This window comes from Sphingomonas sp. MS122, assembly GCF_049532975.1.
Taxonomy (GTDB): Bacteria; Pseudomonadota; Alphaproteobacteria; order Sphingomonadales; family Sphingomonadaceae; genus Sphingomonas.
This window is the reverse complement of sequence record NZ_CP186695.1, coordinates 3,275,502-3,292,629: the sequence shown is the minus strand read 5'-3', so window position 1 is coordinate 3,292,629 and position 17,128 is coordinate 3,275,502. Positions and strand designations below refer to the sequence as shown.

The 17,128-nt window shown below is 67.7% G+C and carries 17 protein-coding genes; 6 read left to right on the top strand and 11 right to left on the bottom strand.

Translation table 11 applies throughout. The features are described from left to right. Positions 1-279 precede the first annotated feature (279 nt). Positions 280-1,725, top strand: a complete 1,446-nt coding sequence (locus tag ACO227_RS16075) for a diguanylate cyclase (protein WP_423603076.1) — start codon at positions 280-282, stop codon at positions 1,723-1,725. Here ACO227_RS16075 and purL read toward each other — a convergent pair. Further along, entirely contained in the window at positions 1,717-3,948 is a 2,232-nt protein-coding gene (gene purL, locus ACO227_RS16070; protein WP_423603074.1) for a phosphoribosylformylglycinamidine synthase subunit PurL, read from the bottom strand. The two genes, ACO227_RS16075 and purL, sit on opposite strands and share 9 nt — an antisense overlap. An 81-nt stretch (positions 3,949-4,029) precedes the next feature. Here purL and ACO227_RS16065 point away from each other — a divergent pair, with 81 nt between their 5' ends. Both ACO227_RS16065 and ACO227_RS16060 read left to right on the top strand, forming a co-directional pair. Then, entirely contained in the window at positions 4,030-4,785 is a 756-nt protein-coding gene (locus ACO227_RS16065) for an energy transducer TonB (protein ID WP_423603073.1), read from the top strand. Between the two features lie 90 nt (positions 4,786-4,875). Further along, positions 4,876-5,235: a PAS domain-containing protein gene (locus ACO227_RS16060; protein ID WP_423603071.1), complete on the top strand. Its 360-nt coding sequence runs from the start codon at positions 4,876-4,878 to the stop codon at positions 5,233-5,235. Here the strand turns inward: ACO227_RS16060 and arsC are convergent. Further along, positions 5,232-5,567: an arsenate reductase (glutaredoxin) gene (gene arsC, locus ACO227_RS16055; RefSeq protein ID WP_423607380.1), complete on the bottom strand. Its 336-nt coding sequence runs from the start codon at positions 5,565-5,567 to the stop codon at positions 5,232-5,234. The genes ACO227_RS16060 and arsC overlap by 4 nt on opposite strands. Positions 5,568-5,642: 75 nt before the next feature. Here arsC and ACO227_RS16050 point away from each other — a divergent pair, with 75 nt between their 5' ends. Further along, entirely contained in the window at positions 5,643-6,548 is a 906-nt protein-coding gene (locus tag ACO227_RS16050; protein WP_423603070.1) for a cyclase family protein, read from the top strand. A 371-nt stretch (positions 6,549-6,919) separates the two neighbouring features. On the opposite strand, the gene ACO227_RS16045 is transcribed toward ACO227_RS16050, so the two are convergent. The 4 genes from ACO227_RS16045 to aroQ all read right to left on the bottom strand — a co-directional run bounded on the left by ACO227_RS16045 (position 6,920) and on the right by aroQ (position 9,388). Beyond that, the gene (locus tag ACO227_RS16045) at positions 6,920-7,048 is read right to left on the bottom strand and encodes a hypothetical protein (RefSeq protein ID WP_423603068.1); all 129 of its coding nucleotides are present in this window, start codon (positions 7,046-7,048) and stop codon (positions 6,920-6,922) included. Then, the gene (gene accC / locus ACO227_RS16040; RefSeq protein WP_423603066.1) at positions 7,045-8,403 is read right to left on the bottom strand and encodes an acetyl-CoA carboxylase biotin carboxylase subunit; all 1,359 of its coding nucleotides are present in this window, start codon (positions 8,401-8,403) and stop codon (positions 7,045-7,047) included. The genes ACO227_RS16045 and accC overlap by 4 nt, the downstream gene beginning before the upstream one ends. A gap of 6 nt (positions 8,404-8,409) precedes the next feature. After that, a complete protein-coding gene (gene accB, locus ACO227_RS16035) occupies positions 8,410-8,889 on the bottom strand; it encodes an acetyl-CoA carboxylase biotin carboxyl carrier protein (protein ID WP_423603064.1) in 480 nt (159 codons plus the stop codon). A 64-nt stretch (positions 8,890-8,953) separates the two neighbouring features. Continuing rightward, on the bottom strand, positions 8,954-9,388 hold the full coding sequence (aroQ, locus tag ACO227_RS16030) for a type II 3-dehydroquinate dehydratase (protein ID WP_423603062.1): 435 nt from the start codon (positions 9,386-9,388) through the stop codon (positions 8,954-8,956). 63 nt (positions 9,389-9,451) lie between these two features. Between aroQ and thiS the strand changes: the two genes are divergently transcribed. Further along, the gene (gene thiS / locus ACO227_RS16025; RefSeq protein WP_423603060.1) at positions 9,452-10,462 is read left to right on the top strand and encodes a sulfur carrier protein ThiS; all 1,011 of its coding nucleotides are present in this window, start codon (positions 9,452-9,454) and stop codon (positions 10,460-10,462) included. Here the strand turns inward: thiS and ACO227_RS16020 are convergent. After that, the gene (locus tag ACO227_RS16020; protein ID WP_423603058.1) at positions 10,459-11,055 is read right to left on the bottom strand and encodes a class I SAM-dependent DNA methyltransferase; all 597 of its coding nucleotides are present in this window, start codon (positions 11,053-11,055) and stop codon (positions 10,459-10,461) included. The genes thiS and ACO227_RS16020 overlap by 4 nt on opposite strands. Before the next feature lie 332 nt (positions 11,056-11,387). Between ACO227_RS16020 and ACO227_RS16015 the strand changes: the two genes are divergently transcribed. Continuing rightward, entirely contained in the window at positions 11,388-11,654 is a 267-nt protein-coding gene (locus ACO227_RS16015; protein WP_423603056.1) for a helix-turn-helix domain-containing protein, read from the top strand. A gap of 6 nt (positions 11,655-11,660) precedes the next feature. Here ACO227_RS16015 and ACO227_RS16010 read toward each other — a convergent pair whose 3' ends face one another. From ACO227_RS16010 to rimO, 4 genes are all read right to left on the bottom strand, one after another. Beyond that, the gene (locus tag ACO227_RS16010; RefSeq protein WP_423603054.1) at positions 11,661-13,313 is read right to left on the bottom strand and encodes a thiamine pyrophosphate-binding protein; all 1,653 of its coding nucleotides are present in this window, start codon (positions 13,311-13,313) and stop codon (positions 11,661-11,663) included. Beyond that, positions 13,310-14,695 carry a leucyl aminopeptidase family protein gene (locus ACO227_RS16005; protein ID WP_423603053.1) on the bottom strand — a complete coding sequence of 462 codons (1,386 nt, stop codon included), beginning with the start codon at positions 14,693-14,695 and terminating at the stop codon, positions 13,310-13,312. Before ACO227_RS16005 ends, ACO227_RS16010 begins: the two co-directional genes overlap by 4 nt. Positions 14,696-14,735: 40 nt before the next feature. Then, complete coding sequence (locus ACO227_RS16000) at positions 14,736-15,647, bottom strand: hypothetical protein (RefSeq protein ID WP_423603051.1); 912 nt, start codon at positions 15,645-15,647, stop codon at positions 14,736-14,738. A gap of 125 nt (positions 15,648-15,772) precedes the next feature. Further along, a complete protein-coding gene (rimO, locus tag ACO227_RS15995) occupies positions 15,773-17,113 on the bottom strand; it encodes a 30S ribosomal protein S12 methylthiotransferase RimO (protein WP_423603049.1) in 1,341 nt (446 codons plus the stop codon). Positions 17,114-17,128: the final 15 nt, after the last annotated feature.

Sequence of the window (17,128 nt, the reverse complement as noted above, 5' to 3'; positions counted from 1 at the left end):
GTGATCCGTTCAGAAAGTCACAAAGGTCTCACCGCCAACGCGCGAGGCCGCGATAGGACCCTCGGACGCTGCCGCACGCGAAGGTGGCACAATTCAGCGCTGTAGGAAATGACCGCACCGCGTGCACCGCCCCGCGGCGTTCCGGATGGAGCGGACTGGTAACAAACGTTAACGACGCGGGCGTATAGCCGTGGGATGGGCGGGCGTGCATCTCCTATTGCCGGGCAGCAGCGTGACGATGCAGGCGCCGCCAGTGAGCGTATCGCGGCGCTTCTCGCAATGGTGTTGCCATTGTTGTTCGTGCCGGCGCACCTCGTGACGGCGCTGGCGAACTGGAACCCCGTCGCCTGGCCGCCGCTGCTGTTCGAGACCATGGCCGCTTTCATCGCCTGTGCGGCATGCGCCTGGCGGGCGTCGCGCAGTCGTGGACGCGCGCGCCAGGGCTGGCTGGCGGTCGCGGCGGCGATGCTGTGCTGGATGGCCGGAGTCGGCTGCCAGTTCGTGGGATCGCTGACACCGGCGGGCACGAGTGGAACCGGTGCGATATCGATGCTGCTGTTCGTGCTCTACGGCGTGCCGCTGGCCTTCGTGCTCGCCAGCCCCGGCGCCGACCCGTGGCGGGCGCGACTGGTGGACGGGGCGCTGGCACTGGTGCTGGGTGCATTGTTCGGCGCTTATATCTTCAGCTTCGTCGCACTCGCGGGCACGGACGATGCCGGTGCGCTGACGCTCGCCTGGACGTTCGACATCCAGAATGGGTTCATCGCGTTGTTCGCGCTGGTCCGGTTCCGCGCCAGCTCGATTGAACGTGAACGGCGGCTGTTCGGCGCCCTGACCGGCTATGCGCTGGCCTATATGGCCGTGGCCGGCTTCTACAATCATTTCGTCGACGACGGCGTCTATGGCGTGCTGGCGAGCCCGCTCGTCGGTCTCCCGTTCCTGCTGCTCGCTGCGCTTGCCCTTCGCGGCGCCGGGTTGGCCAGAGCGCCGCAGAGCGGGCGGATGTTCGAACGCGTCGTGGTGGCGGGCTGCCCGCTGATCCTGCCGAGCGCGCTGCTGATCGTTTCCGCGGCGCTGGTGCCGCACATGCCGATACTCGCGATCGCCGGGTGCGTCATCGCCACGCTGGGCTATGGCCTCCGAGCGGTGCTGGTGCAGATCCACGGCATTGGCGAGCGCGAGGAGTTGGCGCAGCTCTCGCAGATCGATCCGTTGACCGGCCTGCCCAATCGCCGCCAGTTCGACGAGGCGCTGCGCCGCGAGCTGACGCGCGCCCGGCGTTCGGGGCAGGGGGTGGCGCTGCTGATGATCGACATCGATCATTTCAAGCTGCTCAACGACACGCTCGGCCACCGCGTGGGCGACGACCGGCTGCGCGCTGTGGCGGCGGCACTGCAGGGCTGCGCGGTCCGCGCCAGCGACCTGGTCGCGCGCTATGGCGGCGAGGAGTTCGCCGCGATCTTGCCTGGCGCGAGCCCGACGGAGGCGCTGATCGTCGCCGAGACCATGCGCGCGACGATCGAGGAGCTGGAATTGGCATCGCCCGCACCCGATGGCCTGGTCACCGTGAGCATCGGCGCAGCGCGGATATCGGATATCGAGACCGACACCGAGCAACGGTTGGTCGAACGCGCGGATCGCGCGCTTTACGATTCCAAGCGCGCGGGCCGCAATCGCGTCACCGCGGCATGGCCGGTCGAGGAGCCGACGCGCGCGCTAGGCTAGCTGGTCCGCCGGGCCCATCAGCTTCGGAAAGAAGCCTTCGTGCGCCTCGCGCAGATCGGCGAGGCTGACGCACCAGTCGCCCTCGTCGAGCTCGAAGATGATGCGGTCCCTGATCGTGCGGCCGAGCGGGTCGGCGGGCACGTCGGCCTCGGCGGCGGCGGTGAGGAACTCGGTCAGCGCCTCGTCCGGCACGGTGACGAGGTAGAGCCCCTGATCCTCGCCGAAGAAGGAGCCCGCGACGCCGAACGGCTGGGCCTGGTCGATCATCGCGCCGATGCCGCTGGCCAGCGCCATCTCGGCGAGTGTGACGGCGAGGCCGCCGTCGGATACGTCGTGCACGGCGTTGACGAGGCCTCGGTCGATGCAGCTGCGGACGAAGTCGCCGGTGCGCTTCTCGGCCTTGAGGTCGACGGGCGGGGGCGGGCCCTCTTCGCGGCCATGGATCTCGCGCAGCCAGATCGACTGGCCGAGATGGCCGCCGCGCTCGCCGACCGCGATGATCGCGTCGCCCGTCGCCTTGAAGGCGATCGTCATCGACTTGGACCAGTCGGCGAGCAGGCCGACGCCGCCGATCGCGGGGGTGGGCAGGATCGCCGAGCCGCCGCCGGTCGCCTTGGACTCGTTGTAGAGCGAGACGTTGCCCGAGACGATCGGGAAGTCGAGCGCGCGGCAGGCGTCGCCCATGCCCTCGAGGCAGCCGACGATCTGGCCCATGATTTCGGGCCGCTGCGGGTTGGCGAAGTTGAGGCAGTTGGTGACCGCGAGCGGGGTTGCACCGACGCTGGTCAAGTTGCGCCACGCTTCGGCGATCGCCTGCTTGCCGCCCTCCACCGGGTCGGCGAAGCAATAGCGCGGGGTGCAGTCGGTGGTGATCGCGAGGCCTTTCTGCGTGCCATGGACGCGCACCACCGCGGCGTCGCCGCCGGGGCGCTGTACGGTGTCGGCGCCGACCATGTGGTCGTACTGCTCCCAGATCCAGCGGCGCGAGGCGAGGTCGGGCGAGGCCATCAGCTTGAGCAGGTCAGCGGCGATATCGGCGGATTCGGGCTCGTCGGCGAGATCCGCGGGCGGCGGGGTGGGGACGTGCGGGCGGTCGTAGAGCGGGGCTTCGTCGGCGAGCGGAGCGAGCGGGATGTCGGCGACGGTCTCGCCCTTCCACTTGAGCACCATGCGGCCGGTGTCGGTGACGTGACCGATCACGGCGAAGTCGAGCTCCCATTTGCGGAAGATCGCTTCGGCGAACGCCTCGCGGCCGGGCTTCAGGACCATGAGCATGCGCTCCTGGCTTTCCGAGAGCATCATCTCGTACGGCGTCATGCCGGTTTCGCGCTGCGGCACGTCGTCCATGATCATCTCGATCCCGACGCCCCCCTTCGATGCCATCTCGACCGAAGAGGAGGTGAGGCCGGCGGCGCCCATGTCCTGGATCGCGACGATCGCGTCCGAGGCCATCAGCTCGAGGCATGCCTCGATCAACAGCTTCTCGGTGAAAGGATCGCCGACCTGGACGGTGGGGCGCTTCTCGTCGCTATTCTCGTCGAAGTCGGCGCTGGCCATGGTCGCGCCATGGATGCCGTCGCGGCCGGTCTTGGAGCCCACATAGACCACCGGATTGCCGATGCCGGCGGCGGCGGAATAGAAGATTTTGTCGGTCTGGGCGACGCCCACGGTCATCGCGTTGACCAGGATGTTGCCGTCATAGGCCTTGTGGAAATTGACCTCGCCGCCGACCGTCGGCACGCCGACGCAATTGCCATAACCGCCGATGCCGTGGACCACGCCGGCGATGAGGTGCTTCATCTTGGGGTGGTCGGGACGACCGAAGCGCAGCGCGTTCATGTTGGCGACCGGACGTGCGCCCATCGTGAACACGTCGCGCAGGATGCCGCCGACGCCGGTCGCCGCGCCCTGATAGGGCTCGATATACGACGGGTGGTTGTGGCTCTCCATCTTGAAGATCGCGGCCTGACCGTCGCCGATGTCGATCACGCCGGCATTCTCGCCGGGGCCGCAGATCACCCAGGGCGCCTCGGTCGGGAGCTTCTTCAGGTGGATGCGGCTCGACTTGTAGCTGCAATGCTCGGACCACATGACCGAGAAGATGCCGAGTTCGGTGAGGTTGGGCTCGCGGCCCAGCGCGTGCAGGACGCGATCATATTCCTCGGGGGACAGGCCGTGCTCGGCGACGATCTCGGGGGTGATCTGGGCAGTGGTCTGAGTCATGGCGCGCGCATAGCGGGGGCGGGGCGGTTCGTCACCCCCACGGAAAGCGCCGGTTCAGGGGATTTGTGCGTTTAGGCGAGCATGACGGCGATCGCCTTCTCCAACTGGCGCGAGCGGACCGGCGGCGCGGTGGCGGCGCTGGCGGTGACGGCCGCGCTCGGGGCGGTGCTCGCGCTCGGGCTGGCGGTGCGCGAGCAACTCGCCGGTCCGGACGACGAGGTGGCGATGTTCGAGGTGCTGCCCGAGCCCAAGCCGAGGCCCAAGACGCAGCGCATGCCCGAGCGGAACACACGGCCAGCGGGCGAGGCGGCACCGCCCAACCTGCGTTCGCGCGCGACCGAGGTGGTGGTGCCCAAGCCGTTGGTCCCGATCGTCGTCCAGCCACTGGTGATCGTGACCGAGAAGGCGGCCGACGGGGTTCAGACCACGAGCGGGGCGGCTGAGGTGGCGGGGCCGGGAACCGGCGCGGGTGGCGAAGGGGACGGCTTTGGCGGCGGGGGCAGCGGCGACGGCGATGGCGCGGGCGATCCAGACGCGACGCCGCCGCGACAGATTCGCGGGCGAATTCGCGATTCGGACTATCCCGACGATCTCGCCGACGCGGGGGTCGGGGGGCGGGTGACCGTGGTGTTCCTGGTCCAGACCGACGGGCGGGTGACCGAATGCGAGGTGGACGGGTCGAGCGGGATCGCGCGGCTCGATGCGCTGACCTGCCGGCTGATCCGGGAGCGTTTCCGCTTCCGGCCCTCACGCGACGGCAAGGGCAGGCCGGTCCCCGCCTATGTGCGCGAGACTCACGAATGGGTGTTCGAGCGGCTGCCGCCAGAGCCGGACTAGAACCGGCGTCCGGCGACAGGTCACGCAGGGGTTAACTGGACTTTGCAAGGGCGAATGCTAACCCGCCGGGATGCAAGGAGACGCGATCCGATGCCGCAAGTGATGCCGATCCAGGCAGCGTGGCAATGCGACCTGCGGGACGATTCGCTGATTTGGAGCGATGGGGTCTACGATCTGTTCGGCCTTCCGCGGGGCAGCGCGCTCGACCGCGACGCCATCGTCGCCATGTATCTGCCGGAATCGCGAGCCGAGCTGGCGCGGCTGCGCAGCGCTGCGGTCGCAGGTTGCGGCAGCTTCACCTTCGAGGCGCAGATCCGCCGTGCCGATGGTGAGGTGCGCTGGATGCGCGTGACCGCCGACGTGATGCGTGAGGATGGCGTTGCGCGCTATCTCTACGGCACAAAGATCGACGTGACCGCGGAAATGGCTGCGCGCGACCGCGCCGCCTAGAGGATCTCGCGGACCGTCTCGGGCGGACGGCCGAGGCGTACGCCCTTCTCGGTCTCGACCAGCGGGCGCTCGATCAGGATGGGGTGGGCTGCCATCGCATCGAGGATCGCATCGTCGGAGGCGTCCTTGAGCGCCTTGGCTCCGTTCTCGGCCTTTCGCAGACCCTCGCGCGGGGAGAGACCTGCCCTGGCGTAGAGCCGCGCGAGCTCGTCGCGGCTGGGCGGGGTCTCGAGATATTCGACCACCGTCACCTCGGCCCCGGTATCCTCGAGGATTGCCAGCGCCTCGCGCGACTTGGAGCAGCGGGGGTTGTGGTAGATGGTGGCCTTCATCATGGGATTCCCGAACTGGACGGGCTGCGTAGATAGGCGCGGAGTTTTGCGGGTGCCAGCGGCGAAGGAGCGGCGATGACCGAAAAGCGGGCGTGCTTCGATTTCGAGGTGAGCTTCACCAATGGCGGCGGGTTGCAGGGGCAGGACTTTCGGCTGGATATCGACGGCGACGATATCGATGACGCCGAACTCGCCCGCTATGTGATCAGCGACCTGCGGCTGCTGATGGTGGGCGAGGTGCGAATCCTCAACAAGCGGATCATCGAAGAACGGCACAAGCGCGACGAGGTGATAGGCCCACCGGCGGCGGCTGCACCGGGGCAAAGGCTGGTCGACCTCAGCCATGTGATCGAGGCTGGGATGGTCACCTACAAGGGCCTGCCCGCGCCGCTGATCTGCGACCATCTGTCGCGGGAGGCGTCGCGATCGGTCTATGCCGAAGGGACCGAGTTCCAGATCGGCCGGATCGAGATGGTCGGGAACACCGGAACCTATCTCGACACGCCCTATCACCGTTATGCCGATGGGCATGATCTGGCCGATCTGCCGCTGGCACGGGTGGCAGATTGCGAGGGTGTGGTGGTGCGGGTCGCAGGCGCGGCGGGATGTGCGATCGACTGGACGGCGTTCGCGGCGCAGGAGGTGCGCGACAAGGCAGTGCTGGTGCACACCGGCTGGGACCGGTACTGGCGCACCGACCAGTATTTCGAGGACCATCCGCACCTGACCGAAGCGGCGGCGGTCTATCTGCGCGACCAGGGCGCGCGGCTGGTCGGAATCGATTCGCACAACATCGACGACACGACCGGCAACACGCGGCCGGTGCACAGCGTGCTGCTGGGCGCCGGAATCCCGATCGTCGAGCATATGACGCGGCTGGGGGAACTGCCCGCGAGTGGTTTCCGCTTCTCGGCCGTCCCGCCCAAGATGCGGCGCATGGGGACGTTCCCGGTGCGGCCCTGGGCGATCCTGCCGGGCTGAACCAATCCTGCCGGGTCAGGGTTCGACGGGCTTTCCGGTCCGCCATTCAGCAAGCGCGTTGCTATATTCGCGCGACGCCTTGAGGCGGGACATGTAGCGGATCGGGCGTTTGCTGGCATAGGACAGGGTAACGCCGCTCAGCGTGCCGCGGACGCCGCAGTATCTGGGCCAGCAGCTGGTCAGCTCCCGTCATCGATCGACAGCGACTTGCCTGCGCGCCGGACGGTCAACATACAGCGCCCATATTTGCGGAAGGCCGGTCGAGGGTCGCGATAGACGAGTGCGTCGCCTTGCGCCTGGGCGACGCCGGCAATCGAGCACATCCGGCACGATCTCGAGGATCTTCTCGCCAGTATATTTGCTGCCGTCGATCATCCCGTTCGGGACTGGCGATAGTAGCGCCCGGCGAGTTCACGCGCCGGATCGGGCGGCGAGGCGCCGGTCGCGAGCAGTGGGAGAGCGAGCACCGGCGCGAGGAGCAACCGGTGCTTCAGCTTCACGCGGCGGTGTCCTGCTTGGCCAACCACTCCTCCAGCCACTTGATCGTGTAATCGCCCTGCTGGAATTGCGGGTCGTCGAGCAGCGCCTGGTGCAGGGGAATGGTGGTCTTCATTCCCTCGATCACGAATTCCTCGAGCGCACGGCGCAGGCGGCGGAGCGCGCCGTTGCGCGTGGTGCCGTAGACGATCAGCTTGGCGATCATGCTGTCGTAATAGGGCGGCACCTTGTAGCCCGCATAGAGCCCGCTATCGACGCGCACGTTCATGCCACCCGGGGCGTGATACTGCTTCACCAAGCCGGGCGAGGGCGCGAAGGTGCGCGGATCCTCGGCATTGATGCGGCATTCGATGGCATGGCCGCGGAAATGCACGTCCTCCTGGCGCAGCGTCAGCGGATGGCCCTCGGCGATGCGGATCTGCTCGCGGACGAGGTCGAGGCCGGTGATCGCCTCGGTCACCGGATGCTCGACCTGGAGGCGCGTGTTCATCTCGATGAAGTAGAACTCGCCGTCTTCCCACAGAAACTCGATCGTGCCGGCGCCGCGATAGCCCATGTCGGCCATCGCCCTGGCGCAGATGCCGCCGATCCGCTCGCGGTCCTCGACCGAGAGGATCGGGGAGGGAGCTTCTTCGAGCACCTTCTGGTGACGGCGCTGGAGCGAACAGTCGCGCTCGCCGAGGTGAATGGCATTGCCGTTGCCGTCGCCGAACACCTGGATCTCGATGTGGCGCGGGTTGCCGAGATATTTTTCGAGATAGACGGTGGCGTCGCCGAACGCGGCCTTGGCCTCGCTGCCGGCCTGCTGCATCAGCGTCTCGAACTGGTCTTCGGACTGGCACACCTTCATGCCCCGCCCGCCGCCGCCCGAGGCCGCCTTGATGATCACGGGATAGCCGATCTCGGCGGCGAGCTTCTTCGCTTCCGCGACGTCGCTGATCGCGCCGTCCGAGCCCGGGACCAGCGGCAGGCCGAGCGCGCCGGCGGTGCGCTTGGCCTCGACCTTGTCGCCCATCACGCGGATATGCTCGGGCTTCGGGCCGACGAAGATCAGATTGTGCAGCTCGACAATCTCGGCGAACTTGGCGTTCTCCGAGAGGAAGCCATAGCCGGGGTGGATCGCGTCGGCGCCGCTGATCTCGGCGGCCGAGATGATGTTGGGGATGTTGAGGTAACTGTCCGCCGCGGCCGGCGGGCCGATGCAGATCGCCTCGTCGGCGAGGCGGACATGCATCGCGTCGGCATCGGCGGTGGAGTGTACCGCGACGGTCTTGATCCCCATCTCGTGGCACGCACGGTGGATGCGCAGCGCGATCTCGCCGCGATTGGCGATCAGGAGCTTCTTGATCTGTGGCAAGGTAGCTTACTCGACCACAACCAGGGGCTGGTCGAACTCGACCGGCTGGCCATTCTCGATCAGGATCGCCTTGACCGTGCCGCCATGCGGTGCGGCGATCGGGTTCATCACCTTCATCGCCTCGACGATGATCAGTGTGTCGCCGGCCTTGACCTGCTGGCCGACCGCGATGAACGGCTTGGCGCCGGGCTCCGCGGCGAGATAGGCGGTGCCGACCATCGGCGACTTGACCGCATTCTCATGCATCGGGGTGATCGTGGCGGGATCGGAGGGCATCGCGGCGGGCGCCGAGGCCAGCGGGGCCGCGGCGACCGGCGCGGGTGCGGCATAGGCGACCGGCGCGGCGCTGACCTCGCGCGCGACGCGGACCTTGCGGTCGCCGTCCTCGACCTCGATCTCGGTCAGGTTGGTTTCATCGAGCACGGCGGCGAGCTGGCGCACCAGCTCGATGTCCACGTGCATGTTCCCTTTGCTATCTTCGCTCATGCGACCTCAAAATTCGGAAGCGCGCCTTTAGTTTATCTGGGCCCGCTTGGAAACGGCCCCTCTGTCAGAGACGCGCGGCAGCTTCAAGCGCAAGGACGTACGAAAGCGCGCCGAACCCGGCGATTGTTCCCTTGGCGGCACGGCCGACATAGCTCAAATGTCGGAATTCTTCGCGCGCATGGGGGTTGGAAAGATGTACCTCGATGACGGGCGTCTTGATCGAGCGGATGCAATCGTAGAGCGCCAATGAGGTGTGCGTATATGCACCGGCGTTGAGCAGAATGGCCTTTGCGCCGCGGGCCTGCGCCTCGTGCATCCAGTCGACCAGATGGCCCTCGTGATTCGACTGGCGCATGTCGATCGCAAGGTCGAGCTCGCGGGCGCGATCCTCAAGCATGCCCGCTATGTCGTCGAGCGTGTCCGAGCCGTAGATCTCCGGCTCGCGCGTGCCGAGCAGGTTCAGGTTCGGGCCGTTGAGTACGTAAATCGTATCGGCCATGCCGACTCCCGCATTTGAGCTTTGGCGCAAGCCCCTATATCGCGCCCGAGCGAAAGGACCAGCATGCAGACTCACAGCGACGGCACCATCACGATCACGGTCAATGGCGAGCACCGCCGCGTCGCGGGCGGGATCACGCTCGCGCAGCTTGCGGGCGAGCTGGGGCTGGTACCGGAGAAGGTGGCGGTCGAGCGTAATCTGGAAGTGGTGCCGCGCTCGACGCTAGGCGACGTGCAGGTCGAGGATGGCGACGAGATCGAGATCGTGCATTTCGTGGGAGGCGGGGACCATGCCGGGACGCTGGCGGACGATAGCTGGACCGTCGCCGGCAAGACCTTCCGCTCGCGGTTGATCGTCGGCACGGGCAAGTACAAGGATTTCGAGCAGAACGCCGCCGCGGTCGAGGCGTCGGGCGCGGAGATCGTGACCGTCGCGGTGCGCCGCGTGAACGTCAGCGATCCCAACGCGCCGATGCTGACCGATTATATCGATCCCAGGAAGATCACTTACCTCCCCAACACCGCCGGTTGCTTCGACGCCGAGAGCGCGATCCGGACGCTGCGGCTGGCGCGCGAGGCGGGGGGCTGGGAGCTGGTCAAGCTCGAGGTGCTGGGCGAAGCCAAGACGCTCTATCCCGACATGGTCGAGACGCTTCGAGCCACCGAAACCCTCGCGAACGAAGGCTTCAAGCCGATGGTCTATTGCGTCGACGATCCGATCGCGGCGAAGCGGCTGGAGGATGCGGGCGCGGTGGCGATCATGCCGCTGGGCGCGCCGATCGGCTCTGGGCTCGGCATCCAGAACCTCGTCACGATCCGCATGATCGTGGAGGGCGCCAAGGTGCCGGTGCTGGTCGATGCGGGCGTCGGCACCGCAAGCGACGCGGCGGTGGCGATGGAGCTGGGCTGCGACGGCGTGCTGATGAACACTGCCATCGCCGAAGCCAAGGACCCGATCCTGATGGCGCGGGCGATGCGCTTGGCAGTGGAAAGCGGACGGCTCGCCTATCTCTCGGGCCGGATGGGCAAGCGGCGCTACGCCGATCCGTCGAGCCCGCTGGCAGGACTCATCTAGACTTTCCCTACCAGCCACACGGTCATTCCGCCGCAGGTCGCGTCCTCGATGACGTTGCCGATCACGGCGAGCCCGCTGCGGGCGAAGAGCGCGCGATATTCGCCGGGATCCAGGCTGGCGTGGAACAGCGCCTCGCCTTCGAGCTCGCCGATCGCGACGCCGCTGGCGGGGCCAGTGTTGAACAGGGCGACGCCGCCGCGCTTGAGCCATACCGCGATGCGCGGGATCAGCTTCTCCTGCGCTTCCGGGTCGAGATGGAACAGGCTGCTCCACGCGACGATGCCGTCATAGGCGCTCGACTCGGCGCCGAACCTGCGCATGTCCCCCTCGATCCAGCGATGCCGGGCGAAGCGGGTGCGGGCGAGCTTGATCATCGAGGGCGCGATATCGACCCCGGTGAGGTGATAGCCGCGGTCGATGAGATAACGGGCGACCGGCTCGCCGCCGCCGCAGCCAAGATCAAGCACCGCGCCGCCCGCGGGGATGTGGCGGATGAAGCGGTCGAACCAGGTACGCTCGGGAAAGCTGCGGCGGCGCGCCGCGTCGAAGGCGAGCGCGTGGCGCTGGTACAGCTCGGCGATACGATCAGGCATGCCGCATCCCCCGTCCCCCCGGCGACTATCATGAGCGAACGCGCGGGCAAGTCAAAGCCAAGCTGAGTTGCCGGACGTTGGGGCAAATGGGGTAGGCGGCCTGGGACACTTGACACAAAACGGTATGAATCCCCGGTTAGGGTCGTTTCCTGCGGGAAATGGCCCTTTTTCGTGGATGGGCTGATTCGACTCGTTAACCTTCGCTGTGCATTATCCTGTCTTTCCGGGGCGGTTTCCCGGGCATGGTCAGCCATTCCGGGGGGCTCGACTCAATGAACATAAACGTGGTCGCAGAACATCCAGTTCTTCCTTTCGCACAAGGTGAGTGGCGCATGGAACCGCGCGGCAGCCTTGGCGACGCTCTCGCGCGGGCGCGGCTCGAACGCGAGATGACGATCGAGCAGGTCGCCGCGGTGACGCGCGTGCCGATCCGCTACCTCGTGGCAATCGAGGCCGAGCGGTTCGACGTGATCCCCGGCCGGATCTACGCCAAGGGGTTCGTCAAGGCCTTTGCCCGTTCGGTCGGCCTGTGCGACCGTTGGGCCGGCGAGGCGATCACCGCGGCGATGGCCGAAAAGCGGCCGCTGGTCGCAGCCTGATCCTTCCTATCCGCGGATCGCGCTGATCGTGGTGCCGGGGGTGATGAACTCCACATCGGTCTTGAGGTGCAGCAGGCGCACTCCGTTCTGCGCGAGTGCGCGGTCGAGCGCCGGGGCGAAATCTTCGGTGCGCTCAACGGTCTCGGTCCAGCAGCCATAGGCGCGACCGAGCGCGGCGAAATCGGGATTGTGCAGTGTGGTGCCGGAGAGGCGCGCGGGGAACTCGCGCTCCTGATGCATGCGGATCGTGCCATAGGCGCCATTGTCGATCACCAGCACGAGCATGTCGGCGCCGTACTGGACCGCGGTGGCGAGTTCCTGCCCGTTCATCAGGAAGTCCCCGTCACCGGCAAGCGCGACGGCGAGCTTGTCCTTGCGGCGCAGCGCGGCGGCGACCGCGGCGGGCGTGCCATAGCCCATTGCGCCGGCGGTGGGGGCGAGCTGTGACGGCTGGGCGCCATAATGCCAATAGCGGTGCCACCAGCTCGAGAAATTGCCCGCGCCGTTGCAGATGATCGCTTCGTCCGGCTTCAGCCGTTCGCGCATCGCCGCGACGCATTGGCCGAGGTCGAGCGCGACGCCCTCCCGGGGCCTGGGCGTAGACCATTCGATCCACTCGGCATGGGCGTCGGCGGCTTCGCCGCGCGGCGTTGCGGGAGGTTCGACCCCGGCCAGCATCGCGACGAACTCGAACACATCGGCGGCAATCGCCACATCCGCTCGATAGACGCGATTGAGCTCTCCGGCGTCGGGGTGGACGTGGATCAGCGTCTGGCCCGGGTGATCGGGCGTGATCAGCGTGTAGCCGTCCGTCGTCGCCTCGCCCAGCCGCGCGCCGATGACGAGCAGCAGGTCCGCCGCCTTGATCCGCTCGACCAAGCGCGGATTGGGGCCGTAGCCGAGATTACCGGCCCATGCCGGTGAGACGTTTGGAATGGCATCCTGACGCCGGAAGGCGCCCGTGACGGGAAGGCCCCAGCTCCGCGCGAAATCGTCGAACGCTGCACCGGCCGCGATATCCCAGTCCGCACCCCCGACGATCGCGAGCGGCCGCTCGGCGGTGCGAAGCAGATCGAGCACATCGGTGAAATCGGCGGAATCGAGCCCTGCCGAATGGCGCTCGAGCCGCGGCCGATCCGCCGCCTCGACCTCGTCGAGCAGCATGTCCTCGGGCAGCGCGATCACCACCGGGCCCGGGCGGCCGCTGGTCGCGACGTTCCAGGCGCGGGCGATATACTCGGGGATGCGGCGCGCGTCCTCGATCCGCGTGGCCCATTTGGCGAGCGGGGCGAACATCGCGGGGAAATCGACCTCCTGGAAGCCCTCCCGGTCGCGCATCGAGCGGTCGACGTCGCCGATGAACAACAGCATGGGCTGCGAATCCTGCAGCGCGACATGCACGCCGATGCTGGCGTTGGTCGCGCCCGGTCCGCGGGTGACGAAGCAGACGCCCGGCTTCCCCGTCATGGTGCCGTCGGCGCACGCCATGAACGCCGCGCCGCCCTCCTGCCGGCAGGTGACGAGGTCGATCTGCGGCGTGTCATGCAGCGCGTCGAGCACCGCTAGGAAACTTTCGCCGGGGACGTGGAAAATGCGGTCACAGCCCTGGGCCACAAGGTTGTCGACCAGGATGCGGCCGCCGTTGCGGAGATTGGTCATGCGTAGCGTCCCTTCAGCAGCGCCCAGGCCGCGCGCAAGCTCATCGCGTCGCCGCCCTTCGGCCGTCCCGGCTTTGCCGCAGGGCGCCAGGCGAACAGGTCGAGATGCGCCCAGGCGATGTCCTTGGGCACGAAGCGGCGCAGGAACAAGGCTGCGGTGATCGGCCCGGCGAAGGGGCCGTCGGGCGCGTTGACCATGTCGGCAATGTCGGACTTGAGCATCTCGTCATAACCGTCCCAGAGCGGCAGACGCCACAGCGGGTCCTTGTGCGCGATGCCGTGGTCGAGCAGGTCATTCGCGAGGCCGTCGTCATTGGCGAAGAGCGCGGGCAACTCGGGCCCGAGCGCGACGCGAGCGGCGCCGGTCAGCGTGGCAAAATCGAGGATCAGCGCCGGCTTGGCTTCGACCGCCTTGGCCAACGCGTCACCGAGGACCAAGCGGCCTTCGGCGTCGGTGTTGGTATTTTCGACCGTCAGGCCCTTGCGCGTCTTGAGGACGTCGCCCGGGCGGAAGGCGTTGCCTGCGACCGCGTTCTCGACCGCGGGGATGAGCAGGTGAAGACGGACGGGCAGACGCTGAGCCATCACCACGCCGGCCAGCGCCAGCGCGTGCGCTGCGCCGCCCATGTCCTTCTTCATCAGTCGCATGCCGGCTGAGGGCTTGAGGTCGAGCCCGCCGGTGTCGAAGCACACGCCCTTGCCGACCAGCGCGATGCGCGGATGCTTGGGATCGCCCCATTCGAGCTCGATCAGCCGCGGCTCGCGCCCGCGTGCGGCCGCCATGCCGACCGCATGGATCATCGGATAGCCCTGTTCGAGCGCATCGCCGCGGGTGACGGTGAGCGTCGCCTTGTGCGCCTTGGTCAGGGCGGCGGCTTCCGCTTCCAGGTCGGCCGGACCCATGTCGGCGGCGGCGGTGTTGACCAAGTCGCGCACCTTGAAGGTTGCGGCGGCGAGGCGCAGCGTCTCCTCGATCCGGCCGGGTTCGCTCGTCAGCAGCGTGCGGGGGCCGCTGGGATTCTCTTCCTTGCGATAGCGCTCGAACCGGTATTGTGCGAGCACCCAGCCGAGCATCGCGGCGCCAGGTTCGCCATCGGCCAGGCGATAGGTGCCGGCAGGAAGCTGCTCGCCGAGCGAGGCGATGCGGAAGGGCGAGGTCTCCGCCTCGTCGCAAACCAGCAGCATCGACCAGTCCTCGTCCTTGTCGCCGGGCAGGACGGCGCGGTTGCCCGCCTTGCCGGTGAGCTTGTGGGCAGTGACCGCGGTGCGCACGCGCGCCGGCTGGGCCTTGAGCCATTCGGCCCATTTGTCGGGATGGACGAGGTGGATGGTGCGCGCGGGCTGGCCGCGATCGGGCTGAAGCAGCGGGGACAGGTCGGTCATTGCGGCGATGTAAACACCCTGGGGCATGACCGCCAAGCGCTTATCCGTGCAGGCAGAGCCTGAGGGCGCGGTCGACCATCGCGACGAGGCGGTCGCGGCTCTCGGCCAGCGCGGCGGGATCGAGGCCGCGCTCCCGCGTCTCGAAATTCACATAGTCGAGCCCGCGCAGCAGGGCGTAGTTGGAGAGCGATCCGTCGCTGACCGCCACGCGTTCGAACACGACATTGAAATCGGCCTTCGCCAGCGCCCGGCCGCACCAGGCGGTGGCAGGGGAGGTACCGCTGCGCCAGGCCACATAGGCGAGGCTGTCCTCGTCGTCGAACGGCCAGGCGCGACTTTGCGACGGGCGCGGCTGCATCACGTCGTCGCAGAAGCGGATCGAGACCTCGCCTCGGCCGGGCGGGTCGGACTGGTTGCAGCGCGAGGCGCCGGTATCGAATCCCGGCGAGTTGGTGTGGAGCGCGATGATCGGACGGACACCATGGGCATAGTCGGCAAGGATGGCGTTGGCGTAGCGCGGATAGCCGTCGCGGAAATTGCGGTTGGGGTCGATCGGGCGGCCGCGGTCGACCGCGGCGTTGCGGCGCTTGCCGTCCTCGGTGATCCCGGAATCGACCGCGATCACCACGCCGCCATGTTTCCGTACCCCGGCGAGGGCGGCTTCGAACCCTGCATTCTCGTTGTCGTGGGGCACAAACCAGAAGGGACCGCGAGGCTTCCTGGTGTTGGCGATGCGGAACAGGCGCCAGGCGCCGCGTTCCTCCTGAAACTCGAGGCGGGTGACGGCGAGCCCGCGCCACTCGGCGGGATCGCGGTGGCGGGCGAAATCGTCGTCGGCGATCGCCAGCGGGTCAACCGGGGTGCTGCGGATGCCGTCTTCCGCCAGGGCGCCGGCAAATGTCAGCCAAAGAGCCGGAGCGACGGCGGTCACAACCAGGGGTCGCACGGTCACCGCCACCACCGGCACCCGCCCCAGGGTGAATGGAATGCGATGACGGCTGACGCGCTCCTCTTCGCAGGAGAAAGCGCGGCGGGGCGTGGAAGCTGACGGCGCACCAGCATTCCCCCCGTCACCGACTAGGCCAGCGGCACGCCGTAGAGGTCGTGATCGTCGGCGTCCTCGATCTCGACACGAACGATATCGCCCTGCGCGAGATGGCCGGCGTCGCGCAGGAACACCGTGCCGTCGATCTCGGGCGCATCGGCCTGGGACCGGGCATTGGCACCGTCCCCGTCGACCTCGTCGACGATCACCTCGAGCGTGCGGCCGACCTTGGCCTGGAGCTTGGCGGCGCTGATCGCGGCGGTCTTCTCCATGATGCGGGCGTAGCGCTCTTCCTTGACCTCTTCCGGCACCGCGCCGGGCAGGTCGTTGGCCGCCGCGCCTTCGACCGGCTCGAAGCGGAACGCGCCGACGCGATCGAGCTGGGCTTCGTCGAGCCAGTCGAGCAGGTACCGGAAATCCTCCTCGGTCTCGCCGGGAAAGCCGACGACGAAGGTCGAGCGGATGGTGATGTCGGGCGCGATGCTGCGCCAGTTCCTGAGTCGCTCCAGCACCTTCGCCTCGTTCGCCGGCCGGCGCATCGTGCGCAGGACGCTGGGGGAGGCATGCTGGAAGGGAATGTCGAGATAGGGGAGGATCAACCCCTCGGCCATCAGCGGAATGACCTGGTCGACATGGGGGTAGGGGTAGACATAATGGAGGCGCACCCAGCCATCGACTTGGGCGACGATCCTGCCCAGCTCGCGGGCGAGATCGGTCATGTGGGGGACGACCTCCTGCCCCTTCCACATCCGCGGTTCCTTGCGGATGTCGACGCCATAGGCCGAGGTGTCCTGGCTGATCACCAGCAGCTCCCGGGTCCCCGCCTCGACCAGCTTCTCGGCCTCGCGCAGGATCGCGTCGGGGCGGCGGCTGACGAGGTCGCCGCGCAGGCTGGGGATGATGCAGAAGGAACAGCGGTGGTTGCAGCCCTCGCTGATCTTCAGATAGCTGTAGTGGCGCGGCGTGAGCTTGAGGCCGCTATCCGGCACCAGGTTGAGGAAGGCGTTGGGCGGCATCGGCGCGGCGTCGTGCACGGCACCGACGACTTCCTCATATTGGTGCGCACCCGTGACCGCCAAGACATTGGGAAAGCGGGCGCGGATCACCTCGGCTTCCTTGCCCATGCAGCCGGTGACGATGACTCGGCCATTCTCCGCGATCGCCTCGCCGATCGCCTCGAGACTCTCCTCCTTGGCGCTGTCGAGGAAGCCGCAGGTGTTGACCAGCACCACGTCGGCGCCGGCATAGTCGGCCGACATGGCATAGCCGTCGGAACGGAGCTTGGTCAGGATACGCTCGGAGTCGACCAGGTTCTTGGGACAGCCGAGCGACACCATGCCCACCTTGGGGGCTTCGGGGAGTCGCGTTGCCATGATTGGCGCGCCACA